Source organism: Thermobaculum sp. T2p (genome assembly GCF_059335935.1).
The window spans coordinates 1-14159 of sequence record NZ_JANZYQ010000036.1; the positions used below are offsets into that span (position 1 = coordinate 1).

The window sequence follows — 14159 nt, forward strand, 5'->3', positions numbered from 1 at the left end:
GTAGGCCGCCGCGCTCCCTGCTCCCTATTACCTCTGCTATACTGCAGATATGCAACAACCACAATGCTACACCCTCTCCCCTAAGGAAAAAGTTAAAATAATTGATGATATCCTAACTCGTACCTATGGCAGTCCAGAGTGGGTATCACGTTTAGACCCCATTAGCGAGCTTATACTAACTATTCTTTCCCAGCACACATCAGATAAAAACTCTGGAGCAGCGTTTGATAGGCTCTACGATCACTTTAACGGTGATTGGAAAAGGGTCATGGAGGCACCGACTGAAGAAGTAGCCCAACTGATAAAGTCTGCAGGCTTAAGCAACATCAAGGCACCTCGCATACAATCAGTTCTAAAAGAGATTTGGTCCCGGCTAGGGTCTTTTGATTTATATTTCTTGAAAGATATGCCTATTAATGCTGCAAAGGAGTGGCTCACAAGTATCAATGGTGTAGGACCTAAAACAGCCGCATGTGTGCTTATGTTCTCTCTGGGCTTACCAGTCATGCCTGTGGACACCCACGTTCATAGAGTATCGCTTAGGCTAGGTCTAATACCTCCAAAGACTAATGCAGATAGAGCTCACGATATCCTCGCCCAAATAGTTTCCCCCGAGCGCGCCTATCCTTTCCATATCAACTTAATTAGGCACGGGAGAAGAGTGTGCAAAGCCCCTGTACCAAAGTGCGCTATATGCCCATTAACTTGTTTATGCGTATACTTTCACCAAAACAGCCTTAGCATCAGAGAGGGGAAATAATGACTAGACTGAAAATTCTAGGAAGCGAGCCAGCATGGCCCTCTGCTAACCGAGCTTGCAGTGGATACATCCTCGACATCGAGGAACAAACTATACTCATAGATGTTGGAACAGGTGTATTCGAGAGGCTAAGGGCAACAGTAGATCCTGAGTCAATTACAGCTATAGTTATATCCCACTTACACTTCGACCATTGGGCTGATCTAATACCATATCGCTACTATCTATCCTTAGAAGCAAAGCCTTCCAATCCTCCTAAGCTCTACCTTCCTCCAAACGGTGTTGATATTCTAAGAAGAGTTGTCGAGCCTATAGATCCCAATCCGGACTTCTTTACAGGCACGTTTGAGACTTTCGAATACGACCCCCAGTCAGGATTACACATTGGAAAAGCATATTTCCAATTCAGGAAGATGTTACACCCCATAGACACATATGGGATGAGAATATCAACAAATGACAGGACCTTTGTATATTCTGCGGATACAGGATGGGAAGATTCGATCTACGAGTTTACAAAGCAAGCAGACCTACTGTTGTGTGAGGCCGCCTACGTCGACCAACCAGGGAATCCAGATGTACATATAACTGCTGAACAAGCTGGTAAGATTGCTCAGGCAGGTAATACCAAGAAGCTTGTACTGACACATCTACCTGAAAGAAAAGCAGACGTAGCTATAGGCCTAGCTAAAAGAGAATTTAGTGGTGAGGTTGATTACGCCTACAGTTCTAGGGAATTCGAGGTTTGATCGCAGTCAAAGCTGCGATCAAACCTCCCAAATATAGACAGTTTATTTGAGGCTCTCACCAGGACGAATATCCAACACCTGGACACCCCCTATATCTCCGACCATGCTTCGGAATTCCTCAGGGGTACCAGTGAGCACAGGGAAGGTACCATAATGCATCGGTACCACCTGGGTTGCCCCTAGTAGCTTGGTGGCCATAGCTGCTTCACGTGGCCCCATAGTAAAGTGATCTCCTATAGGTAGCATGCATAGATCAGGCTTATACAACTCTCCTACAAGCTGCATATCTGAGAAGACTGCAGTATCACCAGCGTGGTAAATCTTGAATCCATTCTCCAACTCTATAATGTAACCTGCAGCTTCACCCCCAGGAATAAGCTCACCATCATCGACAACACTTGAGGAGTGCACAGCGTGCACCATCGTGACTTTGATATCACCAATTCGCTGTGTTCCCCCCTTGTTCATAGGTGAAGTATTCTGGATACCTTTGTTCCCTAGCCAAGTACATATCTCAAATATCCCAATGCAAGTGGCGCCTGTCTCTTGAAGGACCTGTGTAGCATCTCCCATATGATCTGAATGCCCATGGGAGATGAGAACCAGGTCCACATTACCTAACTGCTTCAGATTATCAGGGCACTTGGGGTTATTCATCACCCATGGCTCTAGCAATATGCGCTTGCCTCCCGGCGTATCCACGATAAAAGTGGAATGTCCCAGGTACGTAATAGTGGTATCATGACCTATCTGCATCCCTCAAACCTCCAGATAATCTCCTAGATTAGCCATTGACAGCAATTTGTGTGCAAGAGATTATGCTTTATGAGCATCGTGGTCAAGTATCTCTCGAATAAGCCAGCCGTCTGGTATATGGCCATACCTATTTTCATCAGACAAGTACAATAAGTTGCCGTCTGGGTCCATAACTGCCAAAATACCCTCATCTATTTGCCAAAAGACAACGCCTCTATACTCGAGCTCGCTAACAATAGTAGGCAGATCATTAACCACAAAACTTACATAGAATGAGTTGTGTCTTGGTCCTTTGGGTAATTCTTGGCCTTCACCACCCGATAATATCAGGATACTAAGCCCTCTCGTATCTTCTAGCAGAGCACGCTCTTTCGATTCATCTATATCTACAGGGGATAGGCCAATTACATCCACATAGAAATCAACTAATTCGTACCAGTCTTCAGCAAGCACGCATATCAAACCCAAACTTACTTGTCGTTTGCTCATGATCGATTTAACCTACTGATCAATAAATACATTGCAAGGCCCCACCATCTACCTGTAATGTTGCCCCTGTGACATAAGAAGCTCTATCACTGACAAAGAAGGCTACAACATCTGCAAATTCATCTGTAGTACCATATCGTCCAAGGGGAATGAAGCTCTCTTGTTCAGCTCGCACATCATCAACAGAGCGTCCCTCCCTTCTAGCGCGTATCTCATCCAAAGATCTAACTCTATCCGTAAGAATTCTCCCAGGGCATATGTTATTTATTGTGATATTGTAGCGCCCAACATCCAGAGATAGCGTCTTGGCCATACCTACCACGGAAGCTCGTATAGAGTTGGACAGTATGAGTCCTCTGATTGGGGACTTAACCGATGTGCTGACAATGTTAGCAATGCGTCCATATCGTTGGCTCTTCATAATTGGCAATATCTGGCGGATAAGCCGAACCGAGCTCATCATATTGAGATCAAAAGCCCTGTACCAATCATCATCGTTGAAGTCTTCAAAATCGCCTGCAGGTGGCCCACCAGCATTGGTAACTAATATATCAATACGTCCCCACTTGGTTATAGTGGCATCTACTAACTTCTTTATGTCATCCAGGTTCGTTACATCAGTCACCATAGGTAAGACACTATCCTCGCCTCTTGAGATCTCATTTGAAGCCTTGTCAATCCTTGCATGGTCTCTTGAACATATAGCTACTTTTGCTCCCTCTTCGACTAATCTGGCAGCAACAGCCTTTCCCAAACCGCTGCTAGCAGCAGCAACTATAGCTACTTTCCCTGAAAGTCCCAGATCCATAATTAATTCCTCCTCTAAATGGCTATTTTCGGCATAGAAGATGCTGTTAGAGTTACTAACGCTCTCAATGTTGAAACCTTATGGAACTACAATACGTAATCATTAATGACACAAAACTTGTACTTTGGGTGTTTATATCTATGAAAGCTATATTTCACTGTAAGGGAGGTGGTTCGGAGGGACTGTGCAAATTATATTGTGAGTTTTGTTGAGGGGATTAGGAGTGCCTTGATAGGTCTAGACTGGAGTAAGAGCCATGAACATGCACGTCACCGACGAACCCTTTGCTGAAGACTATGTGCAGGAGAATGATAGCTATATCTCTGCTGAGGAGAGTTCTGGGTCCGAAGATTCAGTTTCTGTATATCTCAGGGATATAGGCGCTATTCCCTTGCTCACCCCTATGGAGGAGATAGCACTAGCAAAAGCTATAGAAAAAGGCCGTCAAGCAACTAGAAAGCTACACCAGGATCTTAGCCCTGAGGAGAGAGAAGCCGCACTGAGAGACAAAGAACGAGGAGAGATGGCTCGTCGGAGAATGATCGAGTGTAACCTCAGGCTTGTAGTCTCTATAGCTCGAAGATACGCTGGAAGAGGGCTACCCCTCTCCGACCTCATAGAAGAAGGCAACCTAGGACTGATGCGCGCTGCGGATAAGTTTGACTATCGTAGAGGGTATAGGTTTAGTACATACGCAACTTGGTGGATCCGTCAAGCCGTCACTAGAGCTCTCGCGAGCCAGTCAAGAGTAGTAAGATTACCAGTCCACGTAACGGAGCTAATGCACAACATCACCAAGGTATCGCACAGACTTTCTCAAGAACTAGGTAGAGAACCCACCAGTGAAGAGATAGCGGCGGAGCTCAACATTACACCTGAGAGGGTTAGAGAGGTAGTCAAGGCATCGCAATATCCAATGTCACTCGAACAACCATATGGGGAGGATGGCGACGGCACAGTTGAAGAGATCATAGAAGATCCTAACATAGAGTCTCCTGCTGACCAGGTGTCAAGGGATATTCTAAGAGAGCAGATATTAGCATTATTAGACGATCTCACAGATAGGGAGAGACAGGTGCTGGATCTTCGCTATGGACTAACAGGTAACCATAGTTACACACTCGAAGAGGTGGGAAAGGTCCTTGGAGTTACTAGGGAAAGGATAAGACAGATAGAGAAAGAAGCTCTCTCTAAACTTAGACCCCATGCTGAATCTCTAAGATCTTTTATGGGATAATTCTCCAATAAATATAATAGCCAGTAGACTAGTAAACTGTTAGGAACTTTTGTCTTCTAATACCAACTATAAGCTATAATAGATTTGTAGCCCGCAATCATGTTGCGGGCAGAGTTGCTTATGGGACAGTATACAGGTACACAATTACAAACCGAAGATCTATTCTTTGAAGAGGCCTTATCATATATAGATTCCCTGTACCGCACTGCCCTCAGATTAACTAATAATCCAGCGGACGCAGAGGATCTAGTACAAGAGACTTATCTTAAGGCTCATCGTTTCCGCGACAGTTTCAAGCCAGGAACAAACCTGCGTGCTTGGTTGTTCAGAATATTGACAAACACATTTATAAACGAGTACAGGAAGAAGTCTCGCCAGCCTCAAACCACCGAGATAGGTGAGCTAGGCGAGATGGAAGATTACTATCTGTTCAGAAGGGTCAAAGAGGCTGGTGAGTCTCTTGGAGAGGATCCAGAGCAGACTGTCTTAAATATGTTTGTTGATGAAGAGGTAAGAGAAGCTTTGGACTCTCTACCAGAACAGTACAGGCTACCTGTGCTTCTAGCAGATGTGGAGGGCTTCTCGTACAAAGAAATAGCAGACGTTCTAGGGATTCCAGTGGGTACAGTGATGTCCAGGTTACATAGGGGTAGAAAACAGCTACAGCAGAAGCTCTGGGAGTATGCTCGCCAAAGAGGATACAACGTAGAACCTCCGGAGGCACAAAATGAGTGATTGTCACGAGGTACATCAAAGGCTGTACCTTTACTTAGATAGGGAACTGCTTCCGGAGGAGGTTATAGAGATAAGGCAGCATATTATCAACTGCAGAGAATGCTTCGAGTTGGTGAGCTTCGAGTCCGGCGTGATCAAACTCATTAAAAGGGATTGTGGGTGTGATAAGGCCCCAGAACATCTAAAAGCGCGTATAAAATCGATTCTAAAGAAGAAAACATATTAGTAGAGGTCGAGCTAATACTATATGGCAAGTGAGACTTACGACTTCGGAGTTATTGATAGACTAGGCGCAGACGCTGTTGGACTCCCTGGTCAGAGAACATTTCGCCTAAGATTTCTTAATGAACGTGGCGAGGGGGCTGATCTGTGGATAGAAAAAGAGCAGATGCAGGCACTAGGACAGGCTATAGAACAATTGCTTGCACAGCTTAGTGATGACCCTTTTATAGACCTAGTAAGCAATGAACCAGAAAAAGAAGAACCTAATATTCAGCTACCTTTCCCACAACCTCCAACCGTGGAATTCAAGGTAGGGAGACTAGCTCTTGGCTATGACGAAGGGAAAGGGCGCTTTGCGTTGCTAATACATGATATTGAGGAAGAACAAGAAGGCGCACCTGATTTCAGATGCTTAGTTACAAGGGAGCAGCTCAAAGAGCTGAGTAAGCAAATCGACGCCGTAGTAAAAGCAGGCAGGCCCCGTTGTCCTCTATGTGAAACCCCGCTTACACCTGGTGTAGCTCACTTCTGCCCACCTTCTAATGGGCATGCTCAGGTGCAACTGGAGGACGAATAATAGAGAAATTGAGCCTGGTAGCTAATTACAGCTACCAGGCTCGTACTTGGTCACTTGTGTACCATCCTCTGTGACTAAATAGATGCCACTATCCTCTCTAGATCTATACAGAAGCCATCTCCTAAACTTGTAACCCTGATATTGAGCATCTACAGGTAGCCTAGCCTCGGAATCTCTTAAGAGTAATTGATTTCCTATCTTTAGGACCTCAGGAGGATCGGGATTCATCCTAGGCAGAATGCCCTTCAATCTACTACAATAGCCGCTACTCACTTGATAATTACTAGGACCTTCCCATTTGTTCAACAGCGCTGCATGCGAAGGATAGTTGATCCATCCATAAATGCATGTAATAGCAGCTATGATCACAGAGACTAGCAACAGCATCTTAGCTCTAGAGTTATACCTCAATCTCATCTAATGCTAGCTGTATCTCCTCTCTTACATAACTATCTTCCTCTATTTGGAGACGGGATTCCAAGGCATATTTAGCCTCAGAGCCCCCAAGTCTACCTAGAGCCCAAGCAGCATGCCCTCTAACTAAGGGTTCGTGATCAGACAAAGCTTCCACCAGAACTGGCACAGCCCTTCTGTTGCCGGAGTTACCAAGAGCCACAGCCACATTTCTTAACAAGCCCCTACGCTTGGTCCTTTTCACAGGACTTCTCCTAAATTTGTTTCTGAATTCATCTTCAGTCATTCTCATTAGGCTTATAAGATCAGGGCGCTGTCCCCACCCAGGTAGATCCGAGAACTCAGGATGATTAGCCTTCTTGCCCTTTATATTCACAGGGCAAACTTCCTGGCATATATCACATCCAAATATCCAGTCTCCGATAAGGGGCCGTAAGTCCCTTGGTATAGGGCCCTTTAACTCTATCGTTAGATAAGAGATGCACTTTCTACTATCAAGAACACCAGGGGCTACCAGAGCACCTGTAGGACAAGCTGATATACATCTTGTACAACTACCACAAGACTTCCTTATATGTGGAGAAAGGGGAAGATCTATATCGACTAGGGCGGTACCTAGAAGTACCCAGGAACCATAACCTGGAATCAGAATATTGGTGTTCTTTCCATACCAACCTACTCCTGCTCTGGCTGCTACTGCTCTATCTATTACAGGACCACTATCTACACTTATTCTGGAGGCAAAATTCTTGCCAATTACAACCTTCAGCTTATCAAGAAAAAGCTCTATCTTCTCCTTCAGAAAATAGTGGTAGTCCTCTCCTAAAGCATATCTGGCAACTCTCCCTCTGATAACTCCATCATTTTCCTTTGGAGCGTTGGAATCTCTTAGGTACGAATACGCGAAGACTAGTATGCTCCTAGCTCCTGGTAGCATATCCTGAGGAGAGCACCCCAAATTTATGCGTTCTGGCGTTATCCACCTCATCTCACCAAAATAGCCTTTAACATATCTTTCCAGGTATATCTGCCTCACATCATCAAAGGAATCAGCAGAAGTCACACCCACCACGTCAAGAGAACATTCCGCAGCCAGCTTCTTGATATCTTCTATGGTTAGAACAAGGGAAGTCTGCATAGCACTTTACTATAACAAAAATGCTCACTAATTCTTATCATTGATATCCCCAGGAGGCATAAAACATATGGCAATGAAGGTGATACAAGCAGTGGCTAACTGCCAAAAGAATACCGATTGGGAAGCATGGGAGATAGCTAACCTTACAGGCTCCATGCCTTGGGCTACAACGCCTGACGAACCAGACTGTAACAACTGGTTTATCATCTGAGGGGCTCTTGGGCTGTTAAGGTCGGATATAAGTACGTTATTTGCTATTGCACCCAATAAAGCTACCCATATCGACGCACCCATGCTCCTAAGAAACAAGTTAGAGGATGTAGCAACTCCCCTACGACTCCAGTCTACCGCGTTTTGAATACCTACTATAAAAGCCGTAGTAGAGAAGCCCATACCCGCCCCTATAACAAACGAAGCAAGGGCAATCAGCAAGGGGCTACTCAGATGGGAAAAATAGAATAACAGCCCAGAACCTAAGACTAGGAAAACTCCTCCAACGACGGCTGTTATCCGGTATCCTACCCTCAAGATTAACCTTCCAGAAAGCGATGAGGCTATAGGCCATCCTATAGACATAGTGGCCAGCACAGCTCCGGCCACTGTAGCGGATGTCCCCAGTGATCCCTGAGCAAACAACGGAACGTAAGTTGTAGCACCTATCATAACCCCGCCTGCTAGCAAACTAGCTATACCGGATACAGCTATCATCCTATCGGCAAATATTGATAGTGGCAGTATAGGTTCTGGAACCCTGACCTCAAACAATAGAAAAGCAATAATAGATATTACTGCAAACAAGAACACTGATATACTTTGTGAGCTGACCCACTCCCAGTCCCTGCCTCCTGACGTGAGCGCCAGCAACAATGCTGCTGACCCTGCCATCAAAGCAATTGCGCCTACGTAGTCCACAGAATGTTGGTGTACTTGAGTCTTCTCATGAAAGAAAAATATGAGAACTAGGAGAGATAACAAACCTGCCGGTAGGTTTATTAGAAATACCCAGCGCCAGCTAGTGTTGTCAACTATTAACCCACCTAAAGCAGGACCAACGATGGCAGATATTCCCCAAACACTACCCGTCAAACCTTGTACACGGGCTCTCTCTTCAATACTAAATATATCTCCGAAGATAGTCATAGTAATGGGGAGTATTGCACCAGCCCCAACACCTTGAATACCTCTGAATATGACCAGCTGGAGCATGCTCTGAGCCAAACCACATAGACCAGAACCCAACAAGAACACGAGAATACCAAACAGTAGAACCCTCTTACGACCATAAAGATCGGCAAGTTTTCCATATATAGGAACAGTGACTGTGGACGTTAGAAGATATATCGAGAATACCCAACTGTAGAGGCTAAAACCACCTAAAATGCCGGTTATAGTCGGCATAGCGGTGCTTACTACACTGCTGTCCATAGCCGAGAGGAAAGTAGCCAACATAAGGCCCACAACTATCAGCTTGCGCGAATTTCTTGCCAGACCTTCAGATACCACAAGTAACTCCGTTCACCTTCTAGAATTTGTATGATACAAGGAAAGAGTCTACAAAAAACGAGTTTGACGGAAGAATATTCTATCTAGCTAGGAGTTAGCCTAATTATGAATAGACCCCTCTGTGTTTTCTATGGAGATGAAATCCTAACCTACTACTTTGGACCATCCCATCCATTTAACCAGAAAAGAGTAAAACTGTCTGTTGATCTCATGAAAGATCTGGGATTATTTTCCCATAAGAACCAACTATTACCTATACGCCAAGCATCCATAGCAGAGGCACTTGCCTTTCACCAAGAAAAGTACATAAATTTCCTGCAGGAAGTCGAAAAGACAGGGGACATCTATCTAGATCAAGGAGATACTCCAAGTTTCCGAGGATGTCTGCAAGCCTCGTTGTGGATAGTCGGGGCCACGCTACAAGCTCTGGATGCAGTGCTAACAAAATCCGTCTATGCATTCAATCCAGGCGGGGGTTTACATCACGCACATAGATACAGAGCTTCTGGGTTCTGTATACTCAATGATGCAGCTATTGCATTAGAGATAGCTAGGCACAAATATGGCATTAATAAGGCAGCATATATAGATATAGATGTCCATCACGGGGATGGAGTATTTTACGGATTCTATGCTGAAGATTGGCTTCTAGACTTAGATCTACACCAAGATGGTAGGACACTATTCCCAGGAACTGGATTTGTGCAGGAAATAGGAGAGGGAAGTGCATCAGGGCTAAAACGAAACATACCGCTTGCACCAGGAGCAAGCGACGACTCAGCTATGTATGCTTGGAGAGAAGTCATAGAACCTTCGATAAGGGAGTTCAAACCCGAACTGATAGTCATGCAATGTGGAGCTGATGCTCATTACGGAGACCCTCTAGCCATGCTGAGTTGGAGTAACAACACCTACACTAACTTCGCAAGATCGATAGCTGAGCTATCAGAAGAAATATGTAATGGCAGGTTGTTACTTCTAGGAGGAGGGGGATACAAACCCTCTAATGCATGCCTGGCATGGGCAGCAATAGCTTTGGCCGTTTCTGGTCAAGAGACTCCAGACATTTTGCCTGATAGTTGGATAGGAAAATTTAAGGAAACCTATGGCTATCCCCCCCCAGATAGCATGTTAGAGCCCGAAACACAAGACCCAAGAACTTTACAGTCAACCCAAAAGACTGTTCAAAATCTGAAGTCATTGATCCAAAGCAGAATAAACTCCAAGCTAAATTAGGTTAAGAAATATGGAAGAGCAGGTAAACGAGTTAGTCATAAGACTATCCGGAGAATTAGCAGCACAAGGTGCTGCAGCGGTGATTCTTGTAGGAAGTAATGCCAGGGGAGATGCAGATAGCAGATCAGATATCGACATCTATGCACTGGGAGAAGGGCCAGGATACACCCTCAGAATTATAGACAACAGATTAGTTTCTATCTCCTGGCACAAGATGGAAGATGAATACCTGGCATTCCATGCTCCTGAAAGAGCAGTCTATACTGTACCCGCATGGAGGGATGCAGCCATCTTATACGATCCCAGCGGAATTGCTGATCAGATCAAGAGACATGCACTAGAATGGACATGGGAAGAGATAGATCCAAAGAGGATAGACAGATACGTAGCAGACGAGATCACTGGACTCGCTGAAGAAGTGGTTAAGCTTGTTGTTAGCATGGATAAACCTAATTGGGCTAACGCAGCAGTCCAGAGATCAGTACTAGCACTGAGAATCCCTGTCATACTGGCAGTACAAAAAAAGATTCTATATAGAAGTGAGAATGAGGTCTGGGATAAGATCTCTAACATTATGGGGAATAAATTCTCCCAAGCTATGAAGCAGGCTCTACTCTGTGATGGTATAGCCCTCACAGAAAGTTGTCGGGCAGCACTAGACATGTACTATATTGCTGCACAAGAGATCTACAAGGCACTGAGCCCAAGACAGAAAGAGGTAGTTGACTACGCCTGCACAATTGCAATTGCAACAAGATCATTTGATGGAGGATAGACGAGATGTACGAAGAGTTGAAGGACAAGATAGATAACCTTAGGCACAGGATATCCACCTTCAAGGAGCATCTTTGACCTGGAGAATAAGCGTTCAGAGATAGAAAAATTGGAGCAGCGAGCTGCCAGCAGCGAGCTATGGGCAGATCCTACTGAGGCTCAAAAAGTAATGAAAAACCTGAACAATCTTAAGGACCAGCTTGAAGTATGGAGTAAGATAGAGCGTCAGCTAGAGGATGCTGAGGTCTTACTGGATCTGGCCTATGAAGAAGATTCAGCCTCGGATTTTCATGAAGCTGCTTCACAGATTCGTGCCCTAGAAAACCAGCTAAACCATCTTGAATTAGAACTACTTCTTTCCGGAAGTTATGACCAGGAGGATGCAATCATAGCTATTCATGCTAGGGAAGGCGGTATAGATGCTCAGGATTGGGCCTCTATGCTGGTCAGAATGTATCTCCGATGGGCACAAAGAAGAGGCTGGCAAGCGGAGCTTGTAAGCAGTATTGAAGGAGAAGAAGCAGGCTTCAAATCCGCTACTATAGAGATCAAAGGTAAATATGCTTATGGTTATGCCAAGGCAGAAGCTGGACAGCACCGTCTGGTAAGACTCTCGCCTTTTGATCAGGCCCATAGAAGACATACAAGCTTTGCTTTAGTAGAAGTTCTTCCAGACGTCGAGGAAACTCCTGATGTACAGATAAAAGACGAGGATCTCAAGATAGATACCTATAGGGCTTCCAGTGCTGGTGGGCAACATGTAAACAAAACCTCATCGGCAGTGAGGATCACGCATCTCCCAACAGGCATAGTAGTAACCTGCCAGAACGAGCGGTCTCAGTTTCAGAATAAGGAGACAGCATTAAAGATACTTAGAGCTAGATTATTGGAACTCGAGCTAAGAAAGCAAGCTGAGGAGCAGGCCAAGCTCAAGGGAGAACACATTGCAACAGGATGGGGCTCTCAGATAAGATCCTATGTCCTCCACCCATACACGATGGTAAAAGACCATCGTACGGGTTATGAGGTCTCAGACGTAGAATCCGTGCTAGATGGAGAAATTGATCCGTTTATCGAAGCCTATCTGAGTAGGACGCTTACTGCTGGAGCACCAGTGGAAGCATAGCAAGCCGCATAGGAGGTTGAAAATGGCTACTCTTGAGTTCTGGGCAGACTACATATGTCCATGGGCATATATAGCAAGAGTCAGGATAGATCCTTTTATCAAAATATATAAACATGATGTAAATTTGGAGATAAAAGCTCTGCCCTTAGAATGGGTTAACGGTGTTCCCACCTCTAGAGAATCTTTGGAAGCTGAGTGGTGGATAGCTGCAGTTCACGATCAGAGAGCCATATTTGGAGTGTATAGGGATAGCAGTTTTCCTAACACCGCTATCCCTGCTTTCAGGGCAGCTAAAGCTGCTCTTATACAGTCGTACGATAAGTTCCTGGAATTCGATCTACAAGTGTGTAGAGCTATGTTTCAAGAGGGGATAGATATTTCCCGAATAGACGTCTTATTAAGCATCGCAAGTAGAGTTGGGTTAAACGTGGACAGTTTCAAGAGATATATGGATTCGGAGGAATCCCTTGAGGCTGTGAGGCAGGATTATAAGCAGTCACAAGAAAGACTGGACCCACAGGGTAGTCCTTCTTTTGTTCTTCCAAACGGTAAGCAGTTGTATAACCCAGCCGCAGCATCCATAGCTTGGGAGGGAGACAGGATAATAGGTGTGACTCCTCCCCCGTGTATAGGCTCCGACTGTGATGAGATCTACAGATTGCTATTCGAAATCAGCAAATAACAAAACAGTTCATGGGAGATATTTAATTATCATCATCTCCCTGAACTGTTTTACTCAAGATAGAAAGGCAAAATTAGTTTACAGGAGAGATTAGCGCTTGGTATACTGTGGAGCCTTACGAGCTCTCTTAAGTCCAACCTTCTTGCGCTCTTTGACTCTCGGATCCCTTGTTAATAATCCTGCCTGTTTGAGGGACTGACGCAGGTTCTCATCGAACGCCAATAAAGCTCTAGCTATACCGTGGCGTACAGCCTCAGCTTGTCCAGTAACTCCACCGCCCTCAACTTTAGCCACTACATTGAACCTGCCCTGAGTACCGGTAACACGGAAGGGTTGCTCTAGAGCAACTCGATAAGCATCTCTTCCGCCAAAGTATTCCTCAGCAGATTTATCGTTGACTATTATCTGGCCGTTACCCGGATAAAGACGCACACGGGCAACAGAGGTCTTTCTTCTACCTGTTCCGTAGTAATATCTTACTGCTGTGTTAGTCAATCTGCCCTCCGTCCAATCTACTTCAGATTAGTGATTTTGTATTCTTTTGGCTGTTGAGCAGCGTGAGGATGCTCGGGGCCAGCATATACTTTGAGCTTTCTGAATAGGTCCCTACCCCTTCTATTCTTGGGTAACATTCCTTTGACAGCAAGTTCAAGCGCCCTAGTAGGATGTTTAGCAAGCATGGCCTCCAAGGTAGTCGCTTTTATTCCTCCTGGATAGCCACTATGTCTATAGTAGACCTTTTGTTGTAGCTTCTTACCGGTAACAGATATCTTATCAGCGTTGACTACAACTACAAAGTCGCCGGTATCGAGAAAAGGCGTGTACACAGTCTTATGTTTGCCCATTAACAAGCGGGCTATCTCAGACGCTAATCTACCCAGGTTCTGACCAGTAGCATCTATTAGCCACCAATCCCTAGTGTAATCATTAGCTTTAGGTGTATAAGTCTTCAT

The 14159-nt window shown here is 45.0% G+C and carries 18 protein-coding genes; 10 read left to right on the forward strand and 8 right to left on the reverse strand.

All coding sequences use genetic code 11. From position 1 onward, the window contains the following. Positions 1 to 49: 49 nt before the first annotated feature. Both N2245_RS13705 and N2245_RS13710 read left to right on the forward strand, forming a co-directional pair. The gene (locus N2245_RS13705) at positions 50 to 760 is read left to right on the forward strand and encodes an endonuclease III domain-containing protein (RefSeq protein WP_494537276.1); all 711 of its coding nucleotides are present in this window, start codon (positions 50 to 52) and stop codon (positions 758 to 760) included. Continuing rightward, positions 760 to 1509, forward strand: a complete 750-nt coding sequence (locus tag N2245_RS13710) for an MBL fold metallo-hydrolase (RefSeq protein ID WP_494537277.1) — start codon at positions 760 to 762, stop codon at positions 1507 to 1509. Before N2245_RS13705 ends, N2245_RS13710 begins: the two co-directional genes overlap by 1 nt. A gap of 42 nt (positions 1510 to 1551) precedes the next feature. Here N2245_RS13710 and N2245_RS13715 read toward each other — a convergent pair whose 3' ends face one another. Genes N2245_RS13715 through N2245_RS13725 form a run of 3 tightly spaced genes read right to left on the reverse strand, consistent with a single transcriptional unit; the run spans position 1552 to position 3562 of the window. After that, positions 1552 to 2265, reverse strand: coding sequence for a metal-dependent hydrolase (locus N2245_RS13715; RefSeq protein WP_494537278.1), 714 nt, complete (start codon positions 2263 to 2265; stop codon positions 1552 to 1554). A 60-nt stretch (positions 2266 to 2325) separates the two neighbouring features. Further along, the gene (locus N2245_RS13720; RefSeq protein ID WP_494537279.1) at positions 2326 to 2754 is read right to left on the reverse strand and encodes a VOC family protein; all 429 of its coding nucleotides are present in this window, start codon (positions 2752 to 2754) and stop codon (positions 2326 to 2328) included. 19 nt (positions 2755 to 2773) lie between these two features. After that, a complete protein-coding gene (locus tag N2245_RS13725) occupies positions 2774 to 3562 on the reverse strand; it encodes an SDR family oxidoreductase (protein ID WP_494537280.1) in 789 nt (262 codons plus the stop codon). Between the two features lie 256 nt (positions 3563 to 3818). On the opposite strand from N2245_RS13725, the gene N2245_RS13730 reads away from it, so the two are divergent. From N2245_RS13730 to N2245_RS13745, 4 genes are all read left to right on the forward strand, one after another. Next, positions 3819 to 4799 carry a sigma-70 family RNA polymerase sigma factor gene (locus N2245_RS13730; protein ID WP_012874709.1) on the forward strand — a complete coding sequence of 327 codons (981 nt, stop codon included), beginning with the start codon at positions 3819 to 3821 and terminating at the stop codon, positions 4797 to 4799. Between the two features lie 120 nt (positions 4800 to 4919). Then, positions 4920 to 5534 carry a sigma-70 family RNA polymerase sigma factor gene (locus N2245_RS13735; RefSeq protein ID WP_494537281.1) on the forward strand — a complete coding sequence of 205 codons (615 nt, stop codon included), beginning with the start codon at positions 4920 to 4922 and terminating at the stop codon, positions 5532 to 5534. Further along, a complete protein-coding gene (gene rsrA / locus N2245_RS13740; protein WP_494537282.1) occupies positions 5527 to 5760 on the forward strand; it encodes a mycothiol system anti-sigma-R factor in 234 nt (77 codons plus the stop codon). Before N2245_RS13735 ends, rsrA begins: the two co-directional genes overlap by 8 nt. A 21-nt stretch (positions 5761 to 5781) precedes the next feature. Continuing rightward, positions 5782 to 6333 (forward strand): DUF3090 family protein, encoded by a 552-nt coding sequence (locus tag N2245_RS13745; RefSeq protein ID WP_494537283.1) that lies wholly within the window; start codon positions 5782 to 5784, stop codon positions 6331 to 6333. 21 nt (positions 6334 to 6354) lie between these two features. Here the strand turns inward: N2245_RS13745 and N2245_RS13750 are convergent, their stop codons facing one another. From N2245_RS13750 to N2245_RS13760, 3 genes are read right to left on the reverse strand one after another with little or no spacing between them, the layout of a single operon-like run. Next, positions 6355 to 6720 carry a hypothetical protein gene (locus N2245_RS13750; protein WP_494537284.1) on the reverse strand — a complete coding sequence of 122 codons (366 nt, stop codon included), beginning with the start codon at positions 6718 to 6720 and terminating at the stop codon, positions 6355 to 6357. Positions 6721 to 6733: 13 nt separating this feature from the next. Further along, on the reverse strand, positions 6734 to 7885 hold the full coding sequence (gene queG / locus N2245_RS13755) for a tRNA epoxyqueuosine(34) reductase QueG (RefSeq protein ID WP_494537285.1): 1152 nt from the start codon (positions 7883 to 7885) through the stop codon (positions 6734 to 6736). 27 nt (positions 7886 to 7912) lie between these two features. Then, the gene (locus N2245_RS13760; RefSeq protein WP_494537286.1) at positions 7913 to 9388 is read right to left on the reverse strand and encodes an MDR family MFS transporter; all 1476 of its coding nucleotides are present in this window, start codon (positions 9386 to 9388) and stop codon (positions 7913 to 7915) included. Between the two features lie 105 nt (positions 9389 to 9493). On the opposite strand from N2245_RS13760, the gene N2245_RS13765 reads away from it, so the two are divergent. The 4 genes from N2245_RS13765 (at position 9494) to N2245_RS13780 (ending at position 13206) form a co-directional block, all read left to right on the forward strand. Further along, positions 9494 to 10624 carry an acetoin utilization protein AcuC gene (locus N2245_RS13765; protein WP_494537287.1) on the forward strand — a complete coding sequence of 377 codons (1131 nt, stop codon included), beginning with the start codon at positions 9494 to 9496 and terminating at the stop codon, positions 10622 to 10624. 10 nt (positions 10625 to 10634) lie between these two features. Next, positions 10635 to 11399: a nucleotidyltransferase domain-containing protein gene (locus tag N2245_RS13770; protein WP_494537288.1), complete on the forward strand. Its 765-nt coding sequence runs from the start codon at positions 10635 to 10637 to the stop codon at positions 11397 to 11399. Positions 11400 to 11404: 5 nt separating this feature from the next. Then, positions 11405 to 12524 (forward strand): peptide chain release factor 2 gene (gene prfB, locus N2245_RS13775; RefSeq protein ID WP_494537289.1). Its coding sequence is split into 2 segments (ribosomal slippage): positions 11405 to 11473 and positions 11475 to 12524, totalling 1119 coding nucleotides; the frame shifts between segments, so codons are not numbered across the junction. Positions 12525 to 12546: 22 nt separating this feature from the next. Beyond that, entirely contained in the window at positions 12547 to 13206 is a 660-nt protein-coding gene (locus N2245_RS13780; RefSeq protein ID WP_494537290.1) for a DsbA family oxidoreductase, read from the forward strand. Between the two features lie 90 nt (positions 13207 to 13296). Here the strand turns inward: N2245_RS13780 and rpsI are convergent, their stop codons facing one another. Together rpsI and rplM are read right to left on the reverse strand one after the other, a co-directional pair. Continuing rightward, entirely contained in the window at positions 13297 to 13701 is a 405-nt protein-coding gene (rpsI, locus tag N2245_RS13785) for a 30S ribosomal protein S9 (RefSeq protein WP_494537291.1), read from the reverse strand. Positions 13702 to 13718: 17 nt separating this feature from the next. After that, a complete protein-coding gene (gene rplM / locus N2245_RS13790; RefSeq protein WP_494537292.1) occupies positions 13719 to 14159 on the reverse strand; it encodes a 50S ribosomal protein L13 in 441 nt (146 codons plus the stop codon).